This window comes from Streptomyces griseobrunneus, assembly GCF_046713465.1.
Taxonomy (GTDB): Bacteria; Actinomycetota; Actinomycetes; order Streptomycetales; family Streptomycetaceae; genus Streptomyces; species Streptomyces microflavus.
In genome coordinates this window covers 3,577,867-3,603,299 of the sequence record NZ_CP177080.1, presented here as the reverse complement: position 1 = coordinate 3,603,299, position 25,433 = coordinate 3,577,867, and the positions used below count along the sequence as shown (strand labels likewise).

Sequence of the window (25,433 nt, the reverse complement as noted above, 5' to 3'; positions counted from 1 at the left end):
GTGCACCCATGTCGACCGACGAGAAGACCACCCCCGAGACCACTGCCCCCCAGGCCGCCACCTCCCAGGCCACCGCCCCCCGTCCGCCCGCACGTGGCCACTGGACGGCCATGGAGCGCCTGGAGGAGCTCGGCCTGATCAAGGAGGAGGTCAGGAAGGGCCCCGATCCGCTGGCCACCGAGCGCCAGCACGCCAAGGGCAAACTGACCGCCCGAGAACGGATCGACCTGCTCCTCGACGAGGGCACGTTCAACGAGGTCGAGCCGTTGCGCAGACACCGGGCCACCGGCTTCGGCCTGGAGGACAAGCGCCCCTACACGGACGGGGTCATCACCGGCTGGGGCACGGTCCACGGGCGGACCGTCTTCCTGTACGCGCACGACTTCCGGATCTTCGGAGGGGCGCTGGGCGAGGCGCACGCGGCCAAGATCCACAAGATCATGGACATGGCCCTGGCCGCCGGGGCCCCGCTGGTCTCGCTCAACGACGGTGCGGGCGCCCGGATCCAGGAGGGCGTCTCCGCGCTCGCCGGGTACGGCGGCATCTTCCTCCGCAACACCAAGGCGTCCGGCGTGATCCCGCAGATATCGGTCATGCTCGGCCCGTGCGCGGGCGGCGCCGCCTACTCGCCGGCGCTGACCGACTTCGTCTTCATGGTCCGCGGGATCTCGCAGATGTTCATCACGGGTCCGGACGTCGTGCGGTCCGTGACGGGCGAGGAGATCACCCAGAACGGGCTGGGCGGAGCCGATGTCCACGCGTCGGCCTCCGGCGTGGCGCACTTCGCGTACGACGACGTCCGCGCCTGCATGGAGGACGTCCGCCACCTGCTGTCGCTGCTGCCGGCCAACAACCGGGACCTGCCCCCGGGCGGACCGACGACCGACCCGGCGGACCGGCTCACCGACCGGCTGCTGGAGCTGGTGCCCGACGATCCGCAGCGGGTCTACGACATCCGGACCGTGATCGAGGAACTCGTCGACGACGGCGACTACTTCGAGGTGCACCCGGCCTGGGCCACCAACATCGTCTGCGCCCTGTCCCGGATGGGCGGCGAGGTCGTGGGGATCGTCGCGAACCAGCCCATCTCCTCGGCGGGGGTGCTCGACATCAACGCCTCCGAGAAGGCGGCGCGGTTCGTGCAGTTCTGCGACGCGTTCAACATCCCCCTGGTCACGCTGGTCGACGTGCCGGGCTTCCTGCCGGGCGTGGACCAGGAGCACAACGGGATCATCCGGCGGGGCGCGAAGCTGCTCTACGCGTACTGCAACGCCACGGTCCCCCGGATCTCCCTGGTCCTGCGCAAGGCCTACGGCGGCGCGTACATCGTCATGGACTCCCGCTCCATCGGCACCGACCTCGCGCTCGCCTGGCCCTCGAACGAGATCGCCGTCATGGGCGCGGAGGGCGCGGCCAACGTCATCTTCCGCCGCGAGATCAACGCCGCCGACGACCCGGAGGCGGTGCGGCAGCAGAAGATCAAGGAGTACCAGGTCGAGCTGATGCACCCCTATTACGCGGCCGAACGCGGGCTGGTGGACGACGTGATCGACCCGCGCCAGACCCGGCGGATCATCATCCGGTCGCTGGCGATGCTGCGCCACAAACACGCCGACCTGCCGTCGCGCAAGCACGGCAACCCGCCGCAGTGAGCGCGTACGGCGGGGAGACCGCCACAGTGAGGGCGTCGGGCGGCCAGGCCACCGCAGTCACCGTGCCCGGCGGACAGTCCACCGCAGTGAGTGCCCACTGCGAGGAGACCACCACGGTCACCGCGCCCGGCGTAGGGACCGCCGCATTGACCGTGCCCGGCGGGGAGACCGCCACCACCTTCCGGATCGTGCGGGGGCAGCCCACCGCGGCCGACCTCGCCGCCCTGACCGCGGTCCTGCTGAGCCGGATGGCGGCAGCGCATCCGTACGGGGACGACTGCGCGGGCCCCTCGCGCACGGCCGGCTGGCGGCGCCCGGAGCGGGCGGCCCCGCACCGGGACCCGCGCGGCTGGCGGGCGTCGGGGAGCGGTACGGGCTGAGCCGGACCCCGACCACGGGCCGCCCCTCCGCCTCCCCCAACGCCCTTCCGTGCGAAAGGAGTTCCGATGCCCCAGCTGTCGCCGACCGCCCCCGCCCCAGCCCCAGCCACTGCCACGGCCCCCGCCCCAGCCACTGGCCCCGACCCTGCCATCGTCTCCGCCCCCACCACCCCCGTACCGCAGATCCGCGCGACCACCCTGCACGCCGCCGGCCTCACCCTGTCCGCCCTGCTCGCCGAGCCGGTGGACGTGGCGCCGCGTGCCGTCCTCGTCGCCCTGCACGGGGGAGGCATGCGCGCCGGCTACTTCGACAGCCGGGCCCGCCCCGGTCTCTCGCTCCTCGCCCTGGGGGCCCAGCTCGGCTACACCGTGCTCGCCGTCGACCGCCCCGGTTACGGACTCTCCGCCGCACGGCTGCCCCGCGGCATGGCCCTGGAGGACGCGGCACCGGTACTGCGGGCCGCGCTGGCGGACTTCTCGACGCGGTACGCCACCGGGGCCGGGCTGTTCCTCGTCGCCCACAGCTACGGGGGCAAGCTCGCGCTGGCGGCCGCCGACGCGTCCGGTGGCCCGACCGGTGGCCCGCCCGGCGACGCATTCGGTGACGCGCTGATCGGCCTGGACATCTCCGGGCTCGGCAACCGCCTCGCCGTCGCCCCGCACCAACTCCCCGGCCCCGGCGGTCAGGGCGAGTGGCGCAAGCACTGGGGCGCCCTGCGTCTCTACCCGCCGGACGCCTTCCGGCTGGGGCAGGCGCTCCTCTCCCCGGTCCCGGAGACCGAGGCGGCGCAGGGGCCGTCGTGGCCGGAGCGGTATCCGGAGCTCGCCGCACGGGTACGGGTCCCCGTCCGGTTCACGTTCGCCGAGCAGGAGCAGTGGTGGCGGCACGACGAGGAGGCGGTGGCGGACCTGACCCGGCCCTTCGCGTCGGCCCCGGTGCGCGTCGACCGCCAGCCCGACGCGGGCCACAACATCAGCCTCGGCTGGGCGGCCCGCACGTACCACCTGCGGGTCTGCGGATTCCTGGAGGAGTGCCTCCTCGCACGCGACGCGGCTCTCCCGCAGCGTCGGCCTGCGGGGGCGGCCGTATGAACACGGGAGGCGCCATGCAGTACCTCATGCTCGACCACGACCCCACCCCGCTGCGGCCACCACGGCAACCGCTGCCGCCGCTGCAACCCCTGGCACCGGACCCGCCGGCGTATCCGCCGCGGGCGGCCGCGGGCCCCCCGCGCCCGGCGCGTCCGTCGGGGACCGTGCGGCCCGCCCTGCTGGCCGGGGAGGATCTGGACGCCCCTGACCAGCACATATTCCGGGGGACCGACTGAGCTACGCCGACGAGTCCACCCGTGCGCGATGGCTCTCGCCGTCGGAGAGGAAGCCCGCCAGCTCCCGCGCCTCCTCGCCGACAGCGGTCCGTTCGGCGCGGGACAGCGGCCGCAGCGGAGTGACCGCCACGGTGTCCCGGCGAGGGCCCGCGCCCGTCTCCGCCTCCACGTCCCAGGTCGCGGAGACCCGGCCGTCGACCAGGACGACCCGGATACCGGCGACCGACAGGCCCCGGTCGGCGTCGTCGATGATCCGGGTGCGGTCGTCGTAGCCGAGGATCGCGTTGTCGAACGCCGGCAGGAACCGTACCGGCGCGGGAGTGTCGCCGTCCGGGCGCGGCGCGTCGGGGAGGTCCAGCAGTTCCCGGCCGCGCTCGTCGCGGAAGGTGACCAGCTCCCCGCGGAGCGCGGCGACCGCGCCCGGCAGCCCGGCGAGACCGGACCAGGCGCGTACGTCGGCGGTGGCGGCGGGCCCGTACGCCGCGAGGTAGCGCCGTACGATCTCCTGCCCCACCGGGTCCGAACCGTCGTCCGGGGGCAGCGGGTCGACCTCGCGCCCCAGCCAGGAGGAGACCAGGGCGTTGCGCACCCCCGCCTTCGTCCGCCACATCCCGCGCGGCGGCAGCTGCACCATCGGCAGGACACCGGCGACGAGCATCTCGCCGAGCGGCCGCGTCCCCGGCTCCGGCCAGCGGTCGGCGACCGCGCGGGCGAGCTCGGCCATGGAGCGGGGCTCGCCGTCGGCCAGTACCGCCCGCCCCGCCGCCGCGAGTTCGTCGAGGTCGACCCCGGCGAGCTCGTGGCTGTAGACCCCGAGCACCCGCTGTCGCAGCATGGCGTTGTGGCGGGCCCGCCAGGCGAGGACGTCCTCCGCGGTGACGAGGTGCACGGTCCGGCGCATGAGGTGGGTCCGTACGACGTGCCGTCCGGTCAACAGGCCGTTGAGCGTGCCCGGTTGGAACCCGCGCAGCCGTGACCAGAGCCCGGTGAAAGGCTCCTGCGGCTCCTGCGCCTGCAACCCGCAGAGGTGCGAGACGGCGTCGAGAGCCGGCAGGTCGGCCCGGTCGAGCAGCAACTGCCTTGCCAGCGTGGCCCGGTTGAGCGCGCGGCCGTCGAGAACAGGCGTACGGGCGGCGGGCTTTCGACTGACAGGCTCTCGGCCGGCAGTCTTGCGGCCGGCGGGCGAACGGCTCACGTCGAGGTCTGCCCGTCGATCGCCTCGCGGAGGATGTCCGCGTGCCCGGCGTGCTGGGTCGTCTCGGCGATGACGTGGATCAGCACGCGGCGGACGCTGCGTACGGCTCCGGGTTCGTTCCAGGGCGCCTCGGGCAGCGGATGCGTGACGGACAGGTCGGTGAGGGAGGCGACGGCCTTCTCGGTTCGGGTGGCGACCTCCTCGTACCGCGCGAGAATGCCGGCCAGGGTCTCACCGGGCAGCACCTGGAAGTCGTTCTGCCGGTCGATGGCCCACTGCGGGTACGCGCGCGCGGTACCGGCCCCGAAGTCCTCCCAGGTCACACCCTCGGGCAGATCGAAGGACATCGCGGAGGGGCCCTCGACGACGAAGCGCAGCCAGCTCTCCTCGGTGGAGGCGACGTGCTTGACCAGCCCGCCCAGGCAGAGCGCGCTGGCGGTCGGCCGCTCGGCGATCTGCTCGTCGCTGAGCCCCCGCACGGTACCGATCAGGGCGCCGCGCGCGTCGGCCAGCTCGGCGAGGAGGTCGGCGCGCTCGTCGTCGTGGGCGAGGGCGGGTGAGGTGGGCTCGGGGGAAGTCATCGGGATCGGACCTTTCGCTTCGTACGCGTTCTCGGCTCGTACGCGTTTCTCGGGCACGGATCCACCATCCCAAGAGAAGCGGACAGGTTGTGTCCGCTACTCCGTGCACCATGGATGTCATGCCGAAGACTTCAGCGCGGCTGCTGTCGCTGCTCTCCCTGCTCCAGGCGCGCCGGGACTGGCCGGGTGCGCTGCTGGCCGAACGGCTGGACGTCAGCCCGCGTACCGTACGCCGCGATGTGGACCGGCTGCGTGAGCTGGGCTACCCGGTCGTGGCCATGAAGGGCCCGGACGGCGGCTACCGCCTCGACGCGGGTACGGAGCTGCCGCCGCTCCTCTTCGACGACGAGCAGGCCGTGGCCCTGGCGGTGGCGCTCCAGATCGCGACCACCACCGGCGCGGGCATCGAGGAGGCGGCGGCCCGCGCGCTGAACACGGTCCGCCAGGTCCTGCCCACCCGGCTGCGCCACCGCGTCGACACCCTCCGGGTCACCGCAGTCGACCGCCCGGCGATCCGGCCGGAACCGCAGGTGGACAGTGATGTGCTGATGGCGGCCGACGGGCTGGTGCACCGGGAGGTGCACGACGTCCTGCCGCTGAGGACGACGTACTCCCTGACGGCGCACGGCCAAGAGCTCTCCGAACTCCTGGACGCCCTCTCGGACTGGGGCCACCGCCGCCTGGAGAGGCTCACCGAACCCCAGTCGGCGTCCTGACGCACCAAGCCCCCTTCCTTCACCTCACCCCGCCCCGGCAGCCCTCCGACCGCCCTCCACCAGGATCGGCCCGCCGCCGGCCGTTGCCCAGTACCCACAAAAAGGTGGCTACCGCCCACGGACCACGACTGGCCCCGTTGGGCTGCGAGTTGGTGGGGGCGACGGCATGGATGGCCGAGAGCGTCAGCCCAGCACGGGGTTGCCCAGGAGATTCGCGTCCCCGCAAGGCCAGGGCCCCTCTGCCAGGGGTCCCAGCGGGCTGTGGAAGGTGAGAACCTCGCTGCCCAGTGACACGACCACGCGCCCCTCCCTCAACAGCAGGGTGCGGCCCATGGCGTCCCGGCTGTCATCCATCGCGAACAACTCGTGTGCCTTCAGGCCCGCGTCGACGGCGAGGAGTTTGCCGTCACGCCAGAACACCACGGTGCCCTCGCGGTCCATCGCCGGAAAGGACGTGCAGTACCCCGTCAGCGGAGGCCCGTCCACGAGTGTGCTGTCCGGCGCCAGCCGCCGGAACCGGGACGTGGACGGCAGGTGGTTCGCCAGCTCAGGGCCACAGATGGTGCCCCGGCCGTCCGCGAGCATCGCGCCATGACTGGCCCACCGGGCTGTCGTGCCGCCATCACGGTCGTAGCGACCTGTGGTGAACTCTCCATATCCCTGGGACCCGATCAAGAACTCGCCCGGACCGGCTATCGCCTTCCGGCCCGTGGGAGCGGGTGAGGTGGCCGAGACGATCGCGCCACCGGCCAGGTCCAGGAAGAAGGTTCTCCCGAGTCCTCCCCGGGCATCGGCGAAACTGACCGCGACCCTGTCGCCCGAGACCAGCAGCGGCTCCCAGTGATCGACACCCACTTCATCCGGCACCCAGGGCCGCAGAGGACGTACCTCCCAGCCGGTCTCCACCCCCACCCCCAGCACGCCTGGATGAGATACGGCGCCGAGTGCGATCGGCGTCGACCACAGGCAGTCGCCCTCCCACGTGTACCGGGCGACGCGGGGTGAGGGGGAAGCGGGTTGTCCGTCCTCCGACATCCGCAGCATGCGGGACGCGCCGGCCCAGGTGATGCAGAACCCGTCGTCGAGCAGGACGAACGCGCTGACCTCCTCCCCGGCCTTGCGCGCCGGGACGACACTCCGGTGGGTGGATCCGTCGGGGAGGAAGCCCTCCAGAGTCCGGCCGCCCTGATGTGGGTACGCGACCCAGAGCGTGCCGTCCGCCGAAAGCCGGGACTGAGGCCGCCCCGTCCCGGCGTACGCGCGCTGCCAGGCCGCCGCGCCCCCAGGTCCACCATCGTCACGACCGTCTCCAGCGGGCTCACCCCGTAGCTGGTCACATACAGCGGCCGGACGCATCCTGTGCGGCCACGGACCGGACCTGGCCCGGCATGGCGACGCGGGAGGAGAGAGTCATGCAGCCGCATCCTGCGTGGCACGCGACACTTTTGCAAGCATGTGCTTGCAATAGTTAGCATGGGTGTGCAGTATCGAGTCATGGCATCACTCAACGTCGGCAATCTCGGTGAGTACCTCCGGGAGCAGCGCCGTGCCGCGCAGCTCTCGCTGCGGCAGCTCGCCGAGGCCGCCGGGGTGTCGAACCCGTATCTCAGCCAGATCGAGCGGGGCCTGCGCAAGCCCAGTGCGGAAGTGCTGCAGCAGGTCGCCAAGGCGCTGCGGATCTCGGCCGAGACCCTCTACGTACGGGCGGGAATCCTCGACGAGCGGGAGCGGGAGGAGCTGGAGACGCGGGCGGTCATTCTGGCCGATCCGTCGATCAACGAGCGGCAGAAGAACGTCCTGCTGCAGATCTACGACTCCTTCCGTCGCGAGAACGGGTTCGTGCCCGAGCCGGACGGGACGGACGAGACGCCCGGGGTGGACGAGACGCTCAAGGCAGATGCCAGGAAAGACGACAACCCTCACAGCTAGCAGCTGGTTCTGATGATCCGGGAGGACCACAGTCATGGCCATCACCGATGACCTGCGTAAGACCCTCGCCGACCGCACCCCCCTCTACTTCGCCGCCGGCACCGCCGACCTGGCCGTGCAGCAGGCGCGTAAGGTCCCGGCGCTGATCGAGCAGCTGCGGGCCGAGGCGCCCGAGCGGTTCGAGGCCGTACGCAACACCGACCCCAAGGTCGTGCAGGAGAAGGTGACCACGCAGGCCAAGGAGGCCCAGGCCACCGTGCAGGCGAAGGTCACCGAGGTGTTCGGTTCGCTCGACGCCGCCGACCTCAAGAAGCTGGGCGAAAGTGCTCAGGACCTGGCGCTGCGCAGCGTGGGCATCGCCGCCGAGTACGCGGTCCGGGCCCGGGAGACGTACGAGAAGGTCGCCGAGCACGGCGAGCAGGCCGTGCGGACCTGGCGCGGCGAGACGGCCGACGAGATCGTCGAGATCGCCGCCGTCGTGGAGGCCGAGCCGAAGGCCGCGCCCGCCCCGAAGCCCGCGACGAAGAGCGAGCCCAACCCGGCTGCTGCCGTGAAGCCGACGGCGGTCAAGCCCGCGCCCGCCGCGAAGCCCGCCACGCCGGCCAAGGTTGCTCCCGCCGGGACGAAGCCCGCGCCCGCCGAGGCCAAGGCCGCGCCCGCCAAGAAGGCTCCCGCCCCGCGCAAGCCCGCCGCCAGGAAGACCACGCCGCCCGCCGGGAAGTGAACCCGACGGGTCTGTTCGGTACGTACGAGTGACCGGGGCGCGGGGCGGGCACCTTTACCGGTGGCCGGTTCGTTGTCCCGGTACCTTGGCCGCAGGGCGCTCATCCACTCACTAGGCGGTACACACCATGTTGCTCTCAGGATTCGGCACACTCCTCCAGCTGCTCTACCTGGGCATGCTGGTGCTGGCCGTGGTCGCCTTCGTCTTCGCGGCGACCGCCCGGGAGGACGCGTACCGTGCCGCCGACAAGAAGAAGAAGTCCTTCTGGCTGGTCATCCTCGGCGTCGCCGTCGCCGTGAACCTGCTCATCCCCATGCTCTTCCTCCAGCTCGCGGGTGTGGTCGCGTCGATCGTGTTCATGGTCGACGTGCGGCCCGCGCTCAAGGAGGTCTCGGGCGGTGGCGGCGGAGGCCGCCGGGACGGTTCCAGCAGTGACGGGCCCTACGGGCCGTACAACGGCGGGCGCTGAGCGCTCGCGGCAGGAGCGGTAGCGGGAGCGGTCGATACGGGGCCGGGGCGCGAGGCGCTCCGGCCCCGTCGCCGTATCCGCTCCGGGTCGCGGCCCAGCAGCAGCACCGCCACGTCGTCCGTCAGCTCGCCGCCGTTCAGCTCCCGCACCTCGGCGACCGCGGCCTCCAGCAGGTCCTCGCCCGTCAGCCCCTGCTCCAGCCGGCTGTTGACCATCGCGACCATGCCGTCCTGGCCGAGCCGCTGACTGCTGCCCGCGCCGACGCGGCCCTCGATCAGCCCGTCCGTGTACATCATCAGGCTCCACTCCCCGCCCAGCTCGACCTGGCGGCGCGGCCACCGGGCGCGCGGCAGCAGCCCGAGCGCCGGGCCGCCGTCCTCGTACGGGAGCAGCCGTGCCGGCCGGCCGTGGCGGGCCAGCAGCGGCGCGGGGTGGCCGGCCAGGCAGAGTCCGGCGCGGCGCCCGTCGGGGGCGATGTCGACGGTGCAGAGCGTCGCGAAGATCTCCTCGCTCTGCCGTTCGTGCTCCAGCACCTGCTGGAGCGTGGAGAGCAGCTGATCGCCGCAGAGCCCGGCCAGCGTCAGGGCCCGCCAGGCGATCCGCAGCTCGACGCCGAGCGCCGCCTCGTCCGGGCCGTGCCCGCAGACGTCGCCGATCATCGCGTGGACCGTGCCGTCCGGGGTGCGCACGGTGTCGTAGAAGTCGCCGCCCAGGAGGGCACGGCTGCGGCCCGGCCGGTAGCGGGCGGCGAAGCTCAGGTCGGAGCCCTCCAGGAGCGGGGTGGGCAGCAGGCCGCGTTCCAGCCGGGCGTTCTCCTGGGCGCGCAGCCCGGACTCCGTCAGCTGGTGCTGGGCGATGTCGGCCCGCTTGCGCTCGACGGCGTACCGGATCGCGCGGCTCAGCACCCGCGCGTCCAGCTCGCCCCGGAAGAGGTAGTCCTGCGCCCCGACCCGTACCGCCTCGGCCGCCAGCTCCGTGTCGTCCTGCGCGGTGAGCACGAGGACCGCGTGGAGCGGGGCGATCCGCAGTACGTGGGTGAGGACGGCCAGCTCGTCGGCCCGGCCGGGGGCGGGCACCGGGCGGTGCTCGGCGCCGGGCGCGGCGGTGGTGGAAGCGGCGGTGGGCGTGGCCGTGGTGGAGCTGGCCGGCACGGGCAGTGCGAGGTCCAGCAGGATGCAGTCGACGTCGTCGGTGAGCAGCCGCCCCGCCTCGGTGAGGTTGCGGGCCGTACGGATACGGACCCGGGTTCCGGCCGCTGCCGAGAGTTCGGGTCCCGTGATGCTGCCCGCCGGGTCGTCCTCGATCACCAGGACGGTGAGGTCGCCGCCATGGTTGGTCTCCGCAGCGGGAACGTCGCGCTGCTGCGGTACGGGCACGGGTACGGGCATCGGTTCGGGTTTCCTTCCCTCCCCCCGAGGGCGCGGCGGGACGACGATCGACGATCCGCCAGACGGGGACGATAGCGGTCGACGGCGGGGGAACGGAATGGCGCACAGGGATCGGCCCCTGTCATATGCGCCGTCATAAGCCGCGTCCTGGCACGGATCCGGCGGGATGGGGCACGGCGGGGGCGGGGGAGAGGCCATGACAAACATCACCCGCGCACGCCCGCGCCCACCCCTGCCGCGTGGCGCCGCTCACGTTCCTCAGGAGGGAGTGCGTGAGGGAAGGAGAGGAAGGAGAAGATCCCTCGGGCCGGGGGAGAGGGTCCCTCGGCCGAGGGGAGCAGGGAGGCCGAGCCCCTACTTGTCCGGCCGGACCACACCGAGGATCTTCATCGACCCGGCGCCCGCCGGCGTGACATGGCGGCCTGGGCGCGGGGAGTGCACGATCGTGCCGTCGCCGACGTACATCGCGACATGGCTGGCGTCGGCGTGGTAGATGATCAGGTCGCCGGGGCGCATGTCCTTGATGTCGATGCGCGGGAGCAGCCGCCACTGCTCCTGCGAGGTGCGCGGGATCGGCCGGCCCGCCGCCGCCCAGGCCTTCATGGTGAGCCCCGAGCAGTCGTACGAGCCCGGGCCCGTGGCCCCCCATACGTACGGCTTGCCGATCTGCGCGGTCGCGAAGGCTATGGCCGCCTTGCCGGCCGCGCTCGCCTCGCCGCTGATGGCCTCGACGTCCTGGACCGGGCGGGTGGCGAGCCAGGCGGACTGGGCCCTGTTCGCGGCCTCCTGCTCCAGCTGGCGGAGCCGGGCGCGCTCCTCCGTCTCCAGCTCCGATTCGAGCTTCTCCGCCGCGGCTATCCGGGCGTTGATCTTCTTCTTGGCCTTGGCCTGCTTGACCCGGTTCGTCTCAAGCTTGTGCCAGTTGCTGCTCGCGTCCTGGGTATACGTCTCCAGGTCCTCCTGGGTCCGGTTCAGCTCGGCCAGGACCGTCTTGTTCGCCTGCTGGCTGGTGCGGACCTTGTTGACGCCGTCGAGGAAGAGCTGGGGGTCGTCGCTGAGGACCAGTTGGGCGCCGGGGGGCAGGCCGCCGTTGCGGTACTGCTCGCGCGCCTGGGCGCCGGCGCGGTCCTTCAGCTCGGCTATGCGGGCCTGGCCGTCGACGATCGCCTTGGCCAGCTTCACGATCTCGCCGGACTGCTTCTTCGTCTGCTCCTCGGCGAGGTTGTACGCGTCCGTCGCCGCCGCGGCCTGCCGGTAGAGCGTCTCGATCTGCTCGCGGACCTTTTCGAGGTCCTTCTCGGACGACGGCCCCGGCGAAGAGGGGGCGGAGGCGGAGGGGGACGGTGTCGAGTCCGGCGTCGGGGCGGCCATCGCCTGGACCGGAACGGTCAGCAGGCTCAGCGCACAGACCAGCGTGATGGCCGCGGCGGCGCAGTGGCGTCGGTTCACGAGCTCCCCCAGCAAGAACGAAATCAAGACAAAAGCAACAGAAGCCGGATAGCGTGCATCTGACTTACCATCAGTAACGTTCAGGCGACGTCGCGATCGTGCCATGTCGTCCCGTAAAGCAACAGAGGCAGTCGGTGTCCGGCGCCTCGCGATCCCCACCCCCAGGACGAACGGCACGCAGTCGGCGTTCCCGTCGTTCCCCGGAAGAGCATACTTTCGCCCTGTCGGGTGATCGTTCAGCGGCCGTCGGGCCGCAGGGCGTCCCACGCGACGGTGACCTCGCCCTGGCGCCACCGCCGTACGCCGTCCGTCACCGGCCAGTCGGCCGACAGCGCCCGCACCGCGGCGATCCAGCGCTGCCGGGCGCCGAGCGACGCATAGGGGGAGGCCGCCGCCCAGGCCCGGTCGAAGTCGCGCAGGAACGCGTGGACCGGCTCGCCCGGAACGTTCCGGTGGATCAGCGCCTTCGGCAGCCGCTCCGCGAGATCGGAGGGGCGTTCCAGCGAGCCGAGCCGGGTCGCGAAGCTGACCGTGCGCGGCCCCTCGGGCCCCAGCGCCACCCAGACGTGCCGGCGCCCGATCTCGTCGCAGGTCCCCTCGACCAGGAGCCCGCCGGGGGCGAGCCGGGAGCACAGCCGCGCCCAGACCTCGGCGACCTGGTCCTCGTCGTACTGCCGGAGCACGTTCGCGGCCCGGATGAGCGTGGGCCGCTCCTCCAGCGGGATCTCGAAGCCGCCGTGGACGAAGGTGAGCCCCTCGCGCTCGTACGGCTTCGCCGCGGCGACCCGCTCCGGGTCGATCTCGATGCCCGCCACGGCGGTGCGGGGTTCGGCGGTACGCAGCCGGGCCAGGAGTTCGACGGCGGTCCAGGGGGCGGCCCCGTACCCGAGGTCGACGGCCACGGGGGCGTCGGCGCGGCGCAGGGCGGGGCCGTGCACGGCGGCGATCCAGCGGTCCATGCGGCGCAGCCGGTTCGGGTTGGTGGTCCCGCGGGTGGCGGTGCCGATGGGGCGCTGGCGCATGCGGTGAGCGTATGCGACCGGGAAGGGCGGGCGTCCGCAGGATGCCGCCTCCCCCCGCGCGTCCGTAATGATTTGGCAAAGAGGAAATGAAAGGCGGAATTCCGCTGTTCTCGCCCTTCGGAGGGCCCCGCGCCCCGTCGAGGCATGCCCTGAGTGAGGAGGACCGACGACGTGAGCCAGTACGTCTCCCGGCTCGGTTCCACCCGGACCGGCCCCCGCATCAGGTTCCCCGGCGGCTTCCCCGGGTCCTCCCGCAAGCCGCGGCGCATCGCGATGCTCTCCGTGCACACCTCCCCGCTCCACCAGCCCGGCACGGGCGACGCGGGCGGGATGAACGTCTACATCGTCGAACTGGCCAAGCGCCTCGCCGCGATCAACATCGAGGTCGAGATCTTCACCCGGGCGACCACCGGCTCGCTGCCCCCCGAGGTCGAGCTCGCCCCCGGTGTCCTGGTCCGGCACGTCGACGCCGGGCCGTACGAGGGGCTCGCCAAGGAGGACCTGCCCGCGCAGCTCTGCGCCTTCACGCACGGTGTGATGCAGGCCTGGGCCGGTCAGCGCCCCGGCTACTACGACCTGGTGCACTCCCACTACTGGCTCTCCGGCCAGGTCGGCTGGCTCGCCGCCCAGCGCTGGGGCGTCCCGCTCGTGCACGCCATGCACACCATGGCCAAGGTGAAGAACGCCGCGCTCGCCGAGGGCGACACCCCCGAGCCGGCCGCGCGCGTCATCGGCGAGACCCAGATCGTCCACGCCTCCGACCGGCTGATCGCCAACACCGCCGAGGAGGCCGACGAGCTGGTCCGCTTCTACGACGCCGACCCCTCGGCCGTCGCCGTCGTGCACCCCGGCGTCAACCTGGAACGCTTCCGCCCGGCCGACGGCCGCGCCGCCGCCCGGGCCCGCCTGGGGCTGCCGCAGGACGCGCTGATCCCCCTCTTCGCGGGGCGCATCCAGCCGCTGAAGGCCCCGGACGTGCTGCTGCGCGCGGTCGCCGTCCTCCTGGACCGGGACCCGTCCCTCCGATCCCGGATCGTCGTACCTGTCGTCGGCGGGCCGAGCGGCAGCGGTCTCGCCAAGCCCGAGGGGCTGCAGAAGCTGGCTGCCCGGCTGGGCATCGCCGACGTCGTACGCTTCCACCCGCCGGTGGGCCAGGACCGGCTGGCGGACTGGTTCCGCGCCGCGTCCGTGCTGGTCATGCCGTCGTACAGCGAGTCCTTCGGCCTGGTCGCCATCGAGGCCCAGGCGGCCGGTACGCCGGTGGTCGCGGCGGCGGTGGGCGGGCTGCCGGTGGCGGTGCGCGACGAGGTGAGCGGTTTCCTGATACCCGGCCATGACCCGGAGGCGTACGCCCTCGCACTGAGGCGGTTCGCGGACGCGCCGGAGCTCGTCGAGCGGATGGGGGCGGCGGCCGCGGCGCACGCGCAGTGCTTCGGCTGGGACACGGCGGCCTCGGCGACGGCCGACGTGTACACGGCCGCACTTGCCGACCACCGCCGCCGGGCGCGTACCCACCACGGCTGAGGAGCTGCCCGCGCCTGCCCCGCGGAGGGGGCTGACGTACGCTCGCTGCATGGCTGACGTACCCGATGGAACAGCAGCGGCCCAGGTCATCGAGGCGACGCTGAACGAGGCCGGGCTCGCCTGGGAGAGCCCCGCACCCGGCAATTTCGTGGTGACGCTGCCGGGGACCCGCAAGCTGTCGACGACCTGTTCGCTGATCGTCGGCAAGCACTCCCTCTCCCTCAACGCCTTCGTCGTCCGCCACCCGGACGAGAACGAGGCCGAGGTGCACCGCTGGCTCCTGGAGCGCAACCTCCGCCTCTTCGGCCTGAGTTACGCGATCGACTCGCTCGGTGACGTCTACCTGGCCGGCAAGCTGCCGCTCTCCGTGGTCACCCCGGAGGAGCTGGACCGGCTGCTCGGCACGGTCCTGGAGGCGGCCGACGAGTCGTTCAACACCCTCCTCGAACTGGGCTTCGCGAGCTCGATCCGCAAGGAGTACGCGTGGCGGGTCTCGCGCGGCGAGTCCACGCGCAACCTCGACGCGTTCAGCCATCTGATCGAGCGCTCCTCCGACGGCTGAGACCGGGTCCGCTCCACAAGCTGTACCGGACAGCACTGCGGCACAGGGCCTTCCCTGTGCCGCAGGGCCATGTCATGCTCACCGCCAACGCAGACGTGAACCATGTTCAGATATGCGAACAGAAGGTGGTTCGGATCATGGCGACCCACGGGAACATCAGCAGGCGCGGACTGCTCGGCAGCGCGGCGGCGGTCGTGGCGGCGGCCGCGACGCACGCAATGAGCGGCACGGCGGCCGCGACCCACGGGGCGCCGGCCCCCGCCGACTCCGCCGCTCTCTGGCGGGAGTTCACCGCGGCCCCCTTCGCCCACCCCCAGATCCCCTTCGTCGGCCGGGCCGGCTACCGCGCCGGATCCGCCCTCCCGAGCCGCTCCCGCACGACCGGATCCCGCGGCTTCGTCACCGACGTCGTACGGGACCACGGCGCCCGCCCCGACGGCTCGGCCGACGCCGCCCCCGCCATCAACCGCGCCATCGCCGCAGCCGGGGAGCGCGGCGGCGGCACGGTGACCATCCCGGCGGGGACGTACCGCGTCGACGACATCATCCGCATCGGCCACAGCGACGTCGTGGTGCGCGGCGCGGGCAGCGGCGCCACGAAGCTGCTCGCGACCCGCAGCCTCACCGAGCTGATCGGCGTCTACGGCAGCCGGTACGGCGGCGACAAGTCCAGCTGGTCCTGGGCGGGCGGGCTCATCTGGCTCTGCCCGAAGAGGCGCTGGGCCTCGCTGACCGGCGCGATCCGGGCGAAGGAATGGCCCTTCGAGGGCTGGACCGGCAACCGCCGCGACGCATGGCGCACCCTCGCCGTCCCGGCCCCCGCGCGCCGGGGCGACCGTACGGTCACGGTCGACGACGCCCGCGGGCTCACGCCCGGCGCCCTCGTGCTCCTCCGCCTCGCCGACGACTCCGGGCACACGCTGCTCCAGCACATGGCGGGCGGGAGCGAGGGGGCGCGGGCGTACACCTGGGCGGACAAGACCAAGCTGACCTCGTACGTCCCCTACGAGTGGCCCGTCCGCATCACCGCCGTACAGGGCCGCCGCATCACCCTGGAACGCCCGCTCCCGCTCGACATCCGCGCCGCGTGGGACCCCCGCCTCACCACCCTCGTCACCCCGCTCACCGGTTCGGGCGTGGCGGGCCTGACGCTGGAGGCGGTCGAGAAGCCGCAGGCCCCGCACCTGCTGGACCAGGGGTACAACGGCCTCGCGTTCCAGTGCGCGTACGACTGCTGGGCGGACGACGTGACGGTCCGGCACGTCGACAACGGCTTCGGCCTGATCGGCGCGTCGGCCTGCACCCTGCGCCGTACGAAGGTGGAGGGCCGGGGCGCCCACCACCCGTACTACTGCCGTGAGGGCTCGCACGACAACCTGATCGAGGACTTCACCATCGCGGAGCGCACCACCCCCGCGCCCTCCGGCACCCAGCTCCACGGCATCAACGTCGAGGGCCTGTCCAGCTGCAACGTCTGGTCGCGGGGGCGGATGGAGATGGGCACGTTCGACTCGCACCGGGGCATGCCGTTCGCCAACGTCCGCACCGACATCACGGTGAACAACAACGGGGTCCACGGCGGAGACGCGAGCGCCGGCCCGCTGTTCGGGGCGCGCTTCACGCACTGGAACATCCGGGTCACCAACGGCCGGGCCGGGCTGATGAGGATCGACGGTCTCGCCCCGTACAGCGCGACGGTCGGGATCAGTGAGGTGCGGGAGTTCGGCCAGATCGACGTCCCCGACTTCACCGGCGACCTGCACACGAGGCTGGCGGCGTACGGCACTCCGGAGGTGGTCAGGCCGGCCAACCTGTACGAGGCACAGCGGGGTGTACGCGCACGCTAGGGAGACCCCTCCTCCACTGCCGACGCGAACGCCGTCCAGTGCTTCGAGGAGATGAGGCACCACCAACTCCCGTGTCTCGCAGGCGGCTTCAGCGCCGAGGCCCCGGGGTGCGGTCTCGACGAGCATGATGAGGTAGAGGTAACTCCGGTACAGGGCAAGCCGAAGACGCAAGGAATCGGTGAACTCCACTCCCCGACCGCCGACTTCCGCATACCCATCGAGGAAGTCCCGGTCCCGCTCCAGCTCCCCGAAGAGCGCGAGCGAGACGAAGCCGGCCACCGGGTCGCCCCAGAACATCCGCTCCCCGTCGACGACCCCGCCGATGGTGCGCGCGCCGGGCTCCCCGGTCACCAGCAGGTTCCCCGGCCACAGGTCGAAGTGGACGAGCGCGGGCCGGGTGACGTCGTCCAGGACGTGGGCGGCGTGCGCCAGCACCGTACGGATGCGGTCGACGGGGTACGGGAGTGTGGCCCGGTACGTCTCGGCGTCGGCGAGCACGGCGTCGGTCATCGCCGTGAACGCGGTACGCCAGGTGGGGGCGAGCGGCCCGAACGGCTCGGCGGGATAGCCGAAGCCTCCGGGCCCGGTCAGGGTGTGCAATCGGCGGACGATACGCCCGAGTTCGGTGCGCAGCCGGGGTTCGTCGCCCTTCATCTCCGTACCGTCGAACTCGTTCCAGGGGCGGCCGGGGCAGGCGGGCATGACCAGGTATGCGCCGGTCGGGGCCGCGGGATCCGGCTCGCTGCGGACGACGCGGGGGACGGCAGGACCACCTGCTTGCGCGGCGGCGGTGTAGAAGGTGACCTCGTTGACGAGGAGGCCGCGCTCGTAGCGCAGGCCGGCGGAGTGCGGCGGAGGCGTCTTCACCACCCAGTCGCGGCCGTCGGTGAGCGTGACGCGGGTGGCGGTGTTGTACGTGCCGCCGGTGAGGGGCGTGCAGGAGGCGCGGTCGCGGTCGCGGACCCCGAGGGTGCGCAGGATGAGGGGGAGGGGTGCGGCGGCACCGCACAGTGCGTTCACAGGATGATCACAGCGGAATCACGATCTTGGAAGGGGGCCGCCGGACCGATCATCGCTCACAGGTTCGACCATAAAGTGTGGATCACTGCGACGGTCCGTCCCAGACGGCGTCGAAGTGCCGCACGGGGGGAGGGGCGGTTGCTCCCCGAACCGGAGAGAAGAACCATGCGCGCCACTGCCGTACGCCGTACCGCCCTCGCCGCCTGTGCGGTCTCGCTGACCCTGCTGGTCACGGCCTGCGGCGGCTCGTCCGACGCGGAGGACGGGAAGAACGACAAGGGCGGTGCCGCGAACGGCGCCGGCTCGGCCCCGAAGACCTCGGCCAAGGCGCTCAGCGCCGCCGAGCTGGAGACCGCGTCGCTGAAGCAGGGCGACGTCGAGGGCCACAAGATCGCCAAGACCGGCCCGGACGACGAGATGCCGGAAGGTGGCGTCACGGTCGACAAGGAGGCCTGCCTCCCGGTCGCCCACGCGATGTACGGCGTCGCGCAGAAGGGCTCGGCCGCCACGGCCAAGCGCAAGGTCGTCAGCGAGCCGAAGAAGACCGACGCCAAGAAGTCGGTGGAGGACCTGACGGACGGCGACGCCGAGGACGTGCTGAAGGCCGCCTTCGACCTGACCTCCACGTTCATCGCGCTGCACTCGTACGAGGGGACGGCGGGTCCGGACACGTTCGCCGCGCTGAAGAAGGCCGCGGCGGACTGCGCGAGCGGCTTCACCGCCACGATCGCCGGTGAACCGCAGAAGGTCGTCTCGGTCACCGAGGAGAAGGTCACCGGCGGCGACGAGTCCGCGGCGTGGACGGTCACCGCCATGGGCGACGGCGACGACCAGGTCCCGACCAAGCTGGTGGCGCTCCGCAAGGAGGGCACCGTGGCGACGTTCTACTCGGTCAACCTGGCGGCGATGGGGGGCCGCAGCGTGAAGTTCACCGTGCCGACGGAGGTCGTGGCGGCGCAGGCGGAGAAGCTCGGCTGATCCGCTTCGCCGATCCGCCGCTGTGCGCACCCCTGTCCGGGCGCTTCGGGGTCAGGGCAGGGGGACGAGCCGTACGACGGTGACGGTCAGCACGGACCGGGATACGTAGTAGAGGACGATGGCCCCGGAGACGGTGGCCTCACGCCGGTCCCGCTCGCTCTTGACGGCGGAGGAGGCGTGCCCGTACGGCTCCCTGCCCAGGGTCCGGGCCATCTCGTCCCGGAAGGACAGGCCGTCGCGCATCTTGGCCAGGGTGTCGTCGGCGGGCGGCGCGTAGGAGATGCGGAAGCTCAAGCGACGCTCCGCCTCTCGGCCTCGTCCTGTGCCAGCCGGTCCAGGATCTGCTCGGCCTCGGGATCGGGAACGGCCTCCAGCATCCAGTGCCGCATGACGGCCTGGATCTCATGGACCCCGGCCCCGTTGATGGCGAGATCGAACTCCTCGCGTCTCTCCTCGGGCAGCGCGGCCCGGATGCCCGGGATGCTGTTGGGCACCTCGACCTCGGCACCGCCGACGAAGGTCTTCAGAGACTCGCCCATGATCGCTCTCCCCGATCTCCCTTGCCCTTGCGCTTGAGGGTCACCGTAGTGCGTGGGGGCCGGAGTTCGGCCTCGGGGTGCGCGCCTCGGCCACTGCCGGACGGCGGGGAAGCCCCGCTGCCACGTTCCCCCTGCCGGCCGGTAGTTGTCCGGGCTCCGGTCTCAGGACGGACTGCCGTACAGGTCCTCGATCTGACGCTCTGCGCGGGGGCACGCGGCCATCCTCCCGATCGGCGTCAGGTAGCTGCTGGTCGGCTCTTCCGCGCATGCCTTCAGGCCGTGCCATGAACAGCGGCGGCTATGTCCTACGGTGCCCGCGCGGTGCAACGACGGGTCGTACGAGTACTTTTCCAGGGCCATGAGAGCTCCTCGAAGGTGGCAGATCATCCGGTCCACCGGCCGCCCGACCGGGCAACCCGCCCCACGAGACCCACCCCGGGCTCGCCCGCCCTCCGCATGATGCCGAACCGAGGGCGTGAGATCGACCCTCTGTGCCGGAACGTTATGGGCTGCGATGGGACAGAATCGAACAATGTCCCGATCGGCAGGAGCACACACCGCCGACCCGTGCCCGCGTTGCTACGTCCGGGCGGTCCGCGAGGGCACCCCGTTGTCCGCGCCGGGATCGGACAGGACCGACGCGGTGGGCTACACCTGCGACCGATGTGCGCATACCTGGAGCTACCCGGTTCCGGACGGCCTGGTGGTCCACGACGTGGTCAGGGTGAACCTCCCCGAGGCCACGCTCTACGGCACCGCCTGGGAGGTGGAGGACGACAGGGTCCAGGTGCGGGGGTCGGGCGGGATGTGGCTGGTGTGGGTGGAGCGTTGGAGGGTCGTCATCTACTGACGAAGCCGCCGGCCCGCGGCGCGAACGAGCCCCCCGGCCGACGAACATGCCGCCCGGCGGCCGGTCAGTCGGCGGGCAGGCCGAACCAGCGGAGGAGCACGGGTCGCGCGTCGGCGGGGGCGTCCTCGGGCCCTCGGGCATAGCGCGCGAGCAGGGCCAGATAGTCGTCATGGAAGGCGTCCAGCTCACCCTTCGTGAGGTGGGTGAGGCTGCGTGAACCCCGCATCCAGCCTTCGGACTCCGCCTGTCCGGCGGTGAACTGCCGGGCGAGCTCTACGTCCTCGTCCATCCTCATCCGGTCCAGCTCGGCCGCCATGGCGCGCTCGGCCTCCGTCAGCTCACCCTGCGGCGGTCTGCGGATGTCGAGCCCGCGCACCCCGCGCCACCAGCGCTCCCGCCCGGTGGAGCGCTCGGGGATGTCCTCGATGAGGCCACTGCGCTCCAGCATGCGCAGGTGGTAGCTGAGCGTCCCGGTGTTCTCGCCGAGGGCGGCGGCCAGCGTGGTCGAGGTGGCCGGGCCCGCCGCGCCGAGGTGGCGCAGGATGCGCAGGCGCAGGGGGTGCGAGAGCGCCTTGAGCACCTCGGGGCTGTCGACCGTGCGCCGCTCTGCGGCTTCCGCTCTCCGCTCTTTCGTCATGGGGCCAGCCTATCCGGACAGCAGCAATTTCTCTGCAGAGCTTCCTCTGCAGAGAAATCTCTGCAATGCTGAGATGCATGACACCGAACCGAGTGACCTCGAATCGCACAGTCCGCCGCTTCGCAAGTGCTGCCGCGGGAGCCCTGCTTGCCGGACTTGCCCTCGCTGCCGCACCCGCACATGGAGCTGAACGGGATCCGGCTCTGCCCGAGTTCGACTTCTCCGCCTGCCCGACCGTCGACGAGCTGCCCGCGGGGGCGGACCCCGGGACCTGGCGCTGCGAGGTCATGCACGCCACGGGGCACCTGCGCATGGGCGCCATCGACGAGCCGCTCACCGAACCGATGAAGATCACCTTTGCGGAAGGCCGTGTGGACGGTGAATTCCGCCAGGTCTTCGGCAAGATGACCGCTGCGCCGATCCGGGTGGGAGGCACCCCGCTGACGCTCACCCCGCAGTACGGCGGCTACTCGGACTTCCTGTCCGACGACACCCGGCGCGGCGAGTTCGACATCAAGTTCGCCCTGGGCCGGGCGCACGGGCTGCCGGCCCGGCCGTCGTCGGGCTGCTCGGTGGGCAGTGATGAGGAAGCGGTGCACCTGGTGCTCAAGGACACCGATCCCACCCGGGTGATATCCAGGGACCCCCTGATCGTCGCCTTCGGCGCCCAGGACACGGAGTTCACCGCCCCGCGCACCAGTGGCTGCGGCCCCCTGGGGCGCGTGCTCGACCGGGCCCTGGGTCTGCCGTCCGCGGCGGGGGCGAACGCCTTCACCATGGATGTCACGGTGGCCATCCGCTCCTACACGTAGACCGGGTTCGGTGAGTGATCGTCAATACCTGTGCTCGCAAACAGGTGAGGTCGCTCCTCGCCGGAACTTGGCAGTCCCCAGCACGCCCAGCCCGTGAAAATGCCCCCGCCCCGCGCCGTATGCGCAGGTCGGGGGCATGATCGCGAAAGCTACTTCTTCTTGCCCTGGGTCTTGTGAGAGATCTCGCCTACCAGGGCTTTCGCAGGTGGGGGCATTGATCGACTTGGGGTGAGCGGTCGCCATTGGTCGTCATCGGGTGCCCTTGAGCAACCTCGGACGGCCCAGGGACGGCCCAGACAGCCCCCACACCTCAGGAGCTGATGGGCAACTCTCGAGCTCGCTGCCGTGCTTGGGCCCGTAGTTCCTTCAGGCGGCTGTGATACGCGTTGTGGCGGTTTTGGTCGAGGTTCAGTGGGAGGTCGAGTTGGGAGATGAGTTGTGACTCCAGCTCCCACGGTTTGTCCTGCTCGATCCAGCACACTCGGGCGTTGTCCGCCATCCACTGGCTCAGGGTGGCTTCGCCTGCCTTGCCGAAGGTCATCCGCTTACCGCTGCCTACGCGTCGCAGCTCAAGTCCGAGCAGGCAACCCAGAGTGAGTCGCAGTGTCGAGCCGGCGGCGTTGCCCCGGTAGTGGTAGCGCACCCGCTTGCGTAGGTTCTGGGCGCTGGTCCGGTTCGCCATGTACCGCGGGGCTATCCCGACGTAGAGCAGGCGCCCGGCGTCCAAGTCCGGGCGTGGTGGCTGCTTGAACTGCCACCCGTAGACCCCTGCCACCGTCGGGAGAGGGCTCGGGCGCACCAAGAGCTCTTGTGCCGACCACAACCGGTTGGGACTGATGAGGGTGGTAGCTTCCACGAAGCCTCCAAGCATGGCTGGCCTGACCGTCGAAGGGTACTGGTAGCCGCTGACAAAATGCCCTGGCTCTCTCGCGTGCCTCGAACGCGCGCGAGGTCGGCAGGACAAGGGCGAGACCCCAGGGGATTGCCCGGAAGGCGGCCCGGTTGACCGCTGTTCGCCGCGCGTATTGGCCTGGCTTTTGCGCCGCTGCCTTCTGATCCGTAGCTCTAGCCGGATCGGTCAGCGGCTGTCTTACCGGCCGCTACGAGGCTTCGAAGAGACGGTGGCGGGCGGGGGCGGTTGCTGTGGTTGCGGTACTCGGCTGCTGTACAGACTCTCGACGGCGCAAGCCGATCACTCCCATCCGGCAGACACCCACCGTAGTCGTCGGCCAGGATTGACGCATGATGCACCGTAAGCCGGCCGCCAAGATCGGCAGCATTGGGGTAACGCGGACACAGCTCGCAGTCGAGGCCGAGCTTGGTTGGCTTTTTCGTGAGCAACCAACCGAGGACTACGGCATCGACGCGCACGCTGAGGTTGTCGACGCAGAGCAGGTCAGAGGCAGGCTGCTGGCCCTCCAGATCAAGAGCGGATCCAGTTGGTTCAGAGAGCAGAGCCCAGACGGGTGGTGGTTCAGGCCAGATGTCGAGCATGTGCAGTACTGGATAAATCACTCATTGCCAGTCGCGGTAGTTCTCTATCATCCAGAAAGAGAGCGCTGCTATTGGCAGTTGGTCAACCGCAAGACACTCACCGAAACTTCGCGCGGGGGGTGGAAGTTGCTAGTTCCTGAGACCCAAGTGCTCGACGAGAGGGCCAGGACTACGTTGAGCCAGGCCGCCGGAGGCGATCCCTACACACTCCGAATTCGCGAACTACAGCTTGCTAGACCGTGGATGGAAAGACTGGCCGAGGGCACGCGACTAGTAATCGATATCGAGGAGTGGGTCAATAAGTCCTCAGGTCGAGGTACGATCTCCCTGGGCGTGGACCACGAAGACGGTGGAGGTCCGGAGCAACTTGCCAGCTGGACCGTTCTCCTAGGACTGTCGAGTTACGTGGACGTAGTACCAAAAATGTTCGCATGGGCGGATGTGAGTCTGCATGCAGAGACCTACGACGACGCAGACTATGACGACTATCCTTTCGATCGTCATGATTGGGGCGAGTTGCATCCATACATGAATTCCGCGAACGAGGTGGACTTCTACCGGCTAGAACTGACACTAAATAGGCTAGGCCGAGCCTTCCTCCTGGTCGACCAGTTCGCCGCCGAGGGCCGAAGGCAGCTGACTGCGTAAGGGGAGTTCCGTCCTCCGCGCCATACGCATCATACGCCCGGGAGACTACGGTCAATACGATTCCGAGGGCCTGTATCGCAACGGCATCCCGGAATGCCATGGTCACCGCTCAGCATCCATACCTCCCATATTGATAGGCGATTCCCAAGCTCAGAGTATGGGCGACCTGCCGGTTGCTCTGTGGTACGGGCGCAGTATGCGATTCGGCTGGACTGCTGCTGTGCCCGTGGGACATAAGATGGCCTGCCAATACCAGTGCAGGTCAGCGCCGCTCGGTTTGCTCCCGCTGCGCGGTCTTGAAAACCGTCGTCGCAGCGATGTGACCGTGGGTTCAAATCCCACACCCACCGCAGGCGAGAGGCCCCTGACCAGTACGTATGGTCGGGGGCCTCTGCCATGCCCGTTCCCTGTCAGGTACCGCTGTTCCCCCTGGTTTACCGCTCTGTCGGGCACGGAAGGGGCACGGCTGGGGCACGGCTGGACCACGGCTTTTGAGCTGCCGGGGCTGCTCGTCAGCGGTTGATCGGGATCTCGTAGACGATCTCGCAGTGCGCTGTGGGTACCACGATGTCCGCTGTCTCCACGGGTCGGCCGTCGTCGCTGTAGTACGTCCGCCGGATGTGCGTCACGAGTGCGGCTTTCTGGATGCCGAGTAGTGATGCTTCCTTGGCGGTCGCGTGCCGGGGTTCGGGCTGCTCCACCGCGTGGCTGATGATGACTCCGATCGCGGCCATGCGGTTCACGACCCCGGCCCCGGCGTGGGGTCCTCCCTCGGGGAGAACGACGAGGGTGCCGCCAGTGACGGCGTACGGCTCCCAACTCGTCGACAGCTGAACCGGCTTCCCGTCCGCAAGGAACTCGTACGTCGTCCGCACGCACAGCTCGCCCTCGGCGATCCCGAGCCGCGTCGCGATCTCCGCCGGGGCCGGCACCTTCGCGTCGGTCCGGCTCTCCCAGTCGCCCTGTCGGCGAAGGGCCTTCATGTCCTGGCGGAACGGGGATCCACTGGGCTGCTCACGTGCCGACGACCGGACGACTCTCACGCGCTGCCGGGGCTCGGCGACGTAGGTCCCCGATCCGGCCCGGCCTTCCAGGACGCCTTGGGAGATCAGCAACTCCTGTGCCCTGCGCACCACGTTCTCGCCCACGCCGCACTCCTGGCCGATCTGGGCGCGGGATGGGAGGCGGTCGCCCGGTTCCCAGACGTGCTCCGCGATGCGCTGCCGGAGTTCGTCGGCGATGCGGAGGTACGGCGGTTGCTCAGACATATGGAAAATCTAGTCCACTAGCTCTAATCTAGTTAACTAGCTTTACTGAAAGTGATTGCTGGCAACGGAGGGTGTGCTGTGTCCGCTTCGGGAGTGACCGCGGCGGCTCTCGCCGCCCGCTTGTCTGCCGCTGGCCTCCGCCCGCGCGTTGAGGAGCACACCCGGTTCACGACGGTCGAGGCAGAAGTACCGGACACGCTCCCCGACGATTCATGGCGGGAGGTCCTGGACGCGGTGGCTGATGCCGATCGATTCGGGCTCGTGGCCACCAGCTTGAACGGCCGCACCTTATGGGCGGTCGTACGTAAAACGGTCCCCACGACACGCGACGTCGGGGGACCGGGCTATCAGCGATAGGAGCTGAACAGCATGCTCAACCGTATCCGCCGAGCCATCTCGCGCACCAGAGCGCGGTGCTTCC

The 25,433-nt window shown here is 70.8% G+C and carries 27 protein-coding genes, 1 tRNA gene and 1 pseudogene; 17 read left to right on the top strand and 12 right to left on the bottom strand.

Going from position 1 to position 25,433, the window contains the following annotated elements:
• Positions 1–8: 8 nt before the first annotated feature.
• From ACK8N7_RS16385 to ACK8N7_RS16370, 4 genes are all read left to right on the top strand, one after another.
• Positions 9–1,652: an acyl-CoA carboxylase subunit beta gene (locus tag ACK8N7_RS16385; RefSeq protein WP_403217050.1), complete on the top strand. Its 1,644-nt coding sequence runs from the start codon at positions 9–11 to the stop codon at positions 1,650–1,652.
• A complete protein-coding gene (locus ACK8N7_RS16380; protein ID WP_500442953.1) occupies positions 1,649–2,032 on the top strand; it encodes an acyl-CoA carboxylase epsilon subunit in 384 nt (127 codons plus the stop codon). Before ACK8N7_RS16385 ends, ACK8N7_RS16380 begins: the two co-directional genes overlap by 4 nt.
• 66 nt (positions 2,033–2,098) lie before the next feature.
• A complete protein-coding gene (locus ACK8N7_RS16375) occupies positions 2,099–3,124 on the top strand; it encodes an alpha/beta hydrolase (RefSeq protein WP_500442951.1) in 1,026 nt (341 codons plus the stop codon).
• A gap of 14 nt (positions 3,125–3,138) precedes the next feature.
• Positions 3,139–3,360, top strand: a complete 222-nt coding sequence (locus ACK8N7_RS16370) for a hypothetical protein (protein WP_500442949.1) — start codon at positions 3,139–3,141, stop codon at positions 3,358–3,360.
• A gap of 1 nt (position 3,361) precedes the next feature.
• On the opposite strand, the gene ACK8N7_RS16365 is transcribed toward ACK8N7_RS16370, so the two are convergent.
• Both ACK8N7_RS16365 and ACK8N7_RS16360 read right to left on the bottom strand, forming a co-directional pair.
• Positions 3,362–4,435, bottom strand: a complete 1,074-nt coding sequence (locus ACK8N7_RS16365; protein WP_500445761.1) for a winged helix DNA-binding domain-containing protein — start codon at positions 4,433–4,435, stop codon at positions 3,362–3,364.
• Between the two features lie 116 nt (positions 4,436–4,551).
• The gene (locus ACK8N7_RS16360; RefSeq protein WP_403217044.1) at positions 4,552–5,136 is read right to left on the bottom strand and encodes a DinB family protein; all 585 of its coding nucleotides are present in this window, start codon (positions 5,134–5,136) and stop codon (positions 4,552–4,554) included.
• Positions 5,137–5,255: 119 nt separating this feature from the next.
• On the opposite strand from ACK8N7_RS16360, the gene ACK8N7_RS16355 reads away from it, so the two are divergent.
• Complete coding sequence (locus tag ACK8N7_RS16355) at positions 5,256–5,852, top strand: HTH domain-containing protein (protein ID WP_500442947.1); 597 nt, start codon at positions 5,256–5,258, stop codon at positions 5,850–5,852.
• A 183-nt stretch (positions 5,853–6,035) separates the two neighbouring features.
• Here ACK8N7_RS16355 and ACK8N7_RS16350 read toward each other — a convergent pair whose 3' ends face one another.
• On the bottom strand, positions 6,036–7,208 hold the full coding sequence (locus ACK8N7_RS16350; protein WP_500442945.1) for a hypothetical protein: 1,173 nt from the start codon (positions 7,206–7,208) through the stop codon (positions 6,036–6,038).
• A 138-nt stretch (positions 7,209–7,346) separates the two neighbouring features.
• Between ACK8N7_RS16350 and ACK8N7_RS16345 the strand changes: the two genes are divergently transcribed.
• From ACK8N7_RS16345 to ACK8N7_RS16335, 3 genes are all read left to right on the top strand, one after another.
• Positions 7,347–7,781, top strand: coding sequence for a helix-turn-helix domain-containing protein (locus tag ACK8N7_RS16345; protein ID WP_403217033.1), 435 nt, complete (start codon positions 7,347–7,349; stop codon positions 7,779–7,781).
• 34 nt (positions 7,782–7,815) lie between these two features.
• Positions 7,816–8,505: a hypothetical protein gene (locus ACK8N7_RS16340; protein ID WP_403217031.1), complete on the top strand. Its 690-nt coding sequence runs from the start codon at positions 7,816–7,818 to the stop codon at positions 8,503–8,505.
• A 127-nt stretch (positions 8,506–8,632) separates the two neighbouring features.
• Positions 8,633–8,974, top strand: coding sequence for a DUF2516 family protein (locus tag ACK8N7_RS16335; RefSeq protein ID WP_403217029.1), 342 nt, complete (start codon positions 8,633–8,635; stop codon positions 8,972–8,974).
• Here the strand turns inward: ACK8N7_RS16335 and ACK8N7_RS16330 are convergent.
• The 3 genes from ACK8N7_RS16330 to ACK8N7_RS16320 all read right to left on the bottom strand — a co-directional run bounded on the left by ACK8N7_RS16330 (position 8,947) and on the right by ACK8N7_RS16320 (position 12,833).
• Positions 8,947–10,362 (bottom strand): PP2C family protein-serine/threonine phosphatase, encoded by a 1,416-nt coding sequence (locus tag ACK8N7_RS16330; protein WP_500442942.1) that lies wholly within the window; start codon positions 10,360–10,362, stop codon positions 8,947–8,949. The genes ACK8N7_RS16335 and ACK8N7_RS16330 overlap by 28 nt on opposite strands.
• A 354-nt stretch (positions 10,363–10,716) precedes the next feature.
• Entirely contained in the window at positions 10,717–11,811 is a 1,095-nt protein-coding gene (locus tag ACK8N7_RS16325) for a C40 family peptidase (protein WP_403217025.1), read from the bottom strand.
• Positions 11,812–12,047: 236 nt separating this feature from the next.
• On the bottom strand, positions 12,048–12,833 hold the full coding sequence (locus ACK8N7_RS16320; protein WP_403217023.1) for a class I SAM-dependent methyltransferase: 786 nt from the start codon (positions 12,831–12,833) through the stop codon (positions 12,048–12,050).
• 171 nt (positions 12,834–13,004) lie between these two features.
• On the opposite strand from ACK8N7_RS16320, the gene mshA reads away from it, so the two are divergent.
• From mshA to ACK8N7_RS16305, 3 genes are all read left to right on the top strand, one after another.
• The gene (gene mshA, locus ACK8N7_RS16315) at positions 13,005–14,357 is read left to right on the top strand and encodes a D-inositol-3-phosphate glycosyltransferase (protein ID WP_403217021.1); all 1,353 of its coding nucleotides are present in this window, start codon (positions 13,005–13,007) and stop codon (positions 14,355–14,357) included.
• A gap of 49 nt (positions 14,358–14,406) precedes the next feature.
• Positions 14,407–14,919, top strand: a complete 513-nt coding sequence (locus ACK8N7_RS16310; protein ID WP_015610281.1) for a type III secretion system chaperone family protein — start codon at positions 14,407–14,409, stop codon at positions 14,917–14,919.
• 137 nt (positions 14,920–15,056) lie between these two features.
• Positions 15,057–16,766 carry a glycosyl hydrolase family 28-related protein gene (locus ACK8N7_RS16305; RefSeq protein ID WP_500442938.1) on the top strand — a complete coding sequence of 570 codons (1,710 nt, stop codon included), beginning with the start codon at positions 15,057–15,059 and terminating at the stop codon, positions 16,764–16,766.
• A 27-nt stretch (positions 16,767–16,793) separates the two neighbouring features.
• Here the strand turns inward: ACK8N7_RS16305 and ACK8N7_RS16300 are convergent.
• Positions 16,794–17,747: pseudogene (locus ACK8N7_RS16300) on the bottom strand (phosphotransferase family protein); the annotation flags it as partial.
• A gap of 204 nt (positions 17,748–17,951) precedes the next feature.
• Between ACK8N7_RS16300 and ACK8N7_RS16295 the strand changes: the two are divergent.
• Positions 17,952–18,764 (top strand): hypothetical protein, encoded by an 813-nt coding sequence (locus ACK8N7_RS16295; protein WP_403217017.1) that lies wholly within the window; start codon positions 17,952–17,954, stop codon positions 18,762–18,764.
• 51 nt (positions 18,765–18,815) lie between these two features.
• Here the strand turns inward: ACK8N7_RS16295 and ACK8N7_RS16290 are convergent, their stop codons facing one another.
• A complete protein-coding gene (locus ACK8N7_RS16290) occupies positions 18,816–19,058 on the bottom strand; it encodes a hypothetical protein (RefSeq protein ID WP_031124586.1) in 243 nt (80 codons plus the stop codon).
• Positions 19,055–19,303, bottom strand: a complete 249-nt coding sequence (locus ACK8N7_RS16285) for a hypothetical protein (protein ID WP_500442936.1) — start codon at positions 19,301–19,303, stop codon at positions 19,055–19,057. The genes ACK8N7_RS16290 and ACK8N7_RS16285 overlap by 4 nt, the downstream gene beginning before the upstream one ends.
• A gap of 532 nt (positions 19,304–19,835) precedes the next feature.
• On the opposite strand from ACK8N7_RS16285, the gene ACK8N7_RS16280 reads away from it, so the two are divergent.
• A complete protein-coding gene (locus tag ACK8N7_RS16280; RefSeq protein WP_500442934.1) occupies positions 19,836–20,153 on the top strand; it encodes a hypothetical protein in 318 nt (105 codons plus the stop codon).
• Between the two features lie 64 nt (positions 20,154–20,217).
• On the opposite strand, the gene ACK8N7_RS16275 is transcribed toward ACK8N7_RS16280, so the two are convergent.
• On the bottom strand, positions 20,218–20,790 hold the full coding sequence (locus ACK8N7_RS16275) for an ArsR/SmtB family transcription factor (protein WP_403217011.1): 573 nt from the start codon (positions 20,788–20,790) through the stop codon (positions 20,218–20,220).
• A 77-nt stretch (positions 20,791–20,867) separates the two neighbouring features.
• Here ACK8N7_RS16275 and ACK8N7_RS16270 point away from each other — a divergent pair, with 77 nt between their 5' ends.
• Positions 20,868–21,602: a hypothetical protein gene (locus ACK8N7_RS16270; RefSeq protein WP_500442933.1), complete on the top strand. Its 735-nt coding sequence runs from the start codon at positions 20,868–20,870 to the stop codon at positions 21,600–21,602.
• 310 nt (positions 21,603–21,912) lie between these two features.
• Here the strand turns inward: ACK8N7_RS16270 and ACK8N7_RS16265 are convergent, their stop codons facing one another.
• Complete coding sequence (locus tag ACK8N7_RS16265) at positions 21,913–22,284, bottom strand: GIY-YIG nuclease family protein (protein ID WP_392707407.1); 372 nt, start codon at positions 22,282–22,284, stop codon at positions 21,913–21,915.
• 560 nt (positions 22,285–22,844) lie between these two features.
• Between ACK8N7_RS16265 and ACK8N7_RS16260 the strand changes: the two genes are divergently transcribed.
• Entirely contained in the window at positions 22,845–23,744 is a 900-nt protein-coding gene (locus ACK8N7_RS16260; protein WP_500442931.1) for a DUF4365 domain-containing protein, read from the top strand.
• Positions 23,745–24,004: 260 nt separating this feature from the next.
• Positions 24,005–24,094: transfer RNA gene (locus tag ACK8N7_RS16255), tRNA-Ser, on the top strand.
• Positions 24,095–24,256: 162 nt separating this feature from the next.
• Here the strand turns inward: ACK8N7_RS16255 and ACK8N7_RS16250 are convergent.
• The gene (locus ACK8N7_RS16250) at positions 24,257–25,012 is read right to left on the bottom strand and encodes a GntR family transcriptional regulator (RefSeq protein ID WP_500442930.1); all 756 of its coding nucleotides are present in this window, start codon (positions 25,010–25,012) and stop codon (positions 24,257–24,259) included.
• Positions 25,013–25,090: 78 nt separating this feature from the next.
• Here ACK8N7_RS16250 and ACK8N7_RS16245 point away from each other — a divergent pair, with 78 nt between their 5' ends.
• Positions 25,091–25,369, top strand: coding sequence for a hypothetical protein (locus tag ACK8N7_RS16245; protein WP_500442928.1), 279 nt, complete (start codon positions 25,091–25,093; stop codon positions 25,367–25,369).
• Positions 25,370–25,433 lie beyond the last annotated feature (64 nt).

Coding starts and splice junctions, on each gene's coding strand:
- ACK8N7_RS16385 (WP_403217050.1), top strand. CDS start 9: ATGTCGACCGACGAGAAGACCACCCCCGAGACCACTGCCCCCCAGGCC.
- ACK8N7_RS16375 (WP_500442951.1), top strand. CDS start 2,099: ATGCCCCAGCTGTCGCCGACCGCCCCCGCCCCAGCCCCAGCCACTGCC.
- ACK8N7_RS16370 (WP_500442949.1), top strand. CDS start 3,139: ATGCAGTACCTCATGCTCGACCACGACCCCACCCCGCTGCGGCCACCA.
- ACK8N7_RS16360 (WP_403217044.1), bottom strand. CDS start 5,136: ATGACTTCCCCCGAGCCCACCTCACCCGCCCTCGCCCACGACGACGAG.
- ACK8N7_RS16355 (WP_500442947.1), top strand. CDS start 5,256: ATGCCGAAGACTTCAGCGCGGCTGCTGTCGCTGCTCTCCCTGCTCCAG.
- ACK8N7_RS16350 (WP_500442945.1), bottom strand. CDS start 7,208: ATGCGTCCGGCCGCTGTATGTGACCAGCTACGGGGTGAGCCCGCTGGA.
- ACK8N7_RS16345 (WP_403217033.1), top strand. CDS start 7,347: ATGGCATCACTCAACGTCGGCAATCTCGGTGAGTACCTCCGGGAGCAG.
- ACK8N7_RS16340 (WP_403217031.1), top strand. CDS start 7,816: ATGGCCATCACCGATGACCTGCGTAAGACCCTCGCCGACCGCACCCCC.
- ACK8N7_RS16335 (WP_403217029.1), top strand. CDS start 8,633: ATGTTGCTCTCAGGATTCGGCACACTCCTCCAGCTGCTCTACCTGGGC.
- ACK8N7_RS16330 (WP_500442942.1), bottom strand. CDS start 10,362: ATGCCCGTACCCGTGCCCGTACCGCAGCAGCGCGACGTTCCCGCTGCG.
- ACK8N7_RS16320 (WP_403217023.1), bottom strand. CDS start 12,833: ATGCGCCAGCGCCCCATCGGCACCGCCACCCGCGGGACCACCAACCCG.
- ACK8N7_RS16310 (WP_015610281.1), top strand. CDS start 14,407: ATGGCTGACGTACCCGATGGAACAGCAGCGGCCCAGGTCATCGAGGCG.
- ACK8N7_RS16305 (WP_500442938.1), top strand. CDS start 15,057: ATGGCGACCCACGGGAACATCAGCAGGCGCGGACTGCTCGGCAGCGCG.
- ACK8N7_RS16295 (WP_403217017.1), top strand. CDS start 17,952: ATGCGCGCCACTGCCGTACGCCGTACCGCCCTCGCCGCCTGTGCGGTC.
- ACK8N7_RS16285 (WP_500442936.1), bottom strand. CDS start 19,303: ATGGGCGAGTCTCTGAAGACCTTCGTCGGCGGTGCCGAGGTCGAGGTG.
- ACK8N7_RS16280 (WP_500442934.1), top strand. CDS start 19,836: ATGTCCCGATCGGCAGGAGCACACACCGCCGACCCGTGCCCGCGTTGC.
- ACK8N7_RS16275 (WP_403217011.1), bottom strand. CDS start 20,790: ATGACGAAAGAGCGGAGAGCGGAAGCCGCAGAGCGGCGCACGGTCGAC.
- ACK8N7_RS16270 (WP_500442933.1), top strand. CDS start 20,868: ATGACACCGAACCGAGTGACCTCGAATCGCACAGTCCGCCGCTTCGCA.
- ACK8N7_RS16265 (WP_392707407.1), bottom strand. CDS start 22,284: ATGGCGAACCGGACCAGCGCCCAGAACCTACGCAAGCGGGTGCGCTAC.
- ACK8N7_RS16260 (WP_500442931.1), top strand. CDS start 22,845: ATGATGCACCGTAAGCCGGCCGCCAAGATCGGCAGCATTGGGGTAACG.
- ACK8N7_RS16250 (WP_500442930.1), bottom strand. CDS start 25,012: ATGTCTGAGCAACCGCCGTACCTCCGCATCGCCGACGAACTCCGGCAG.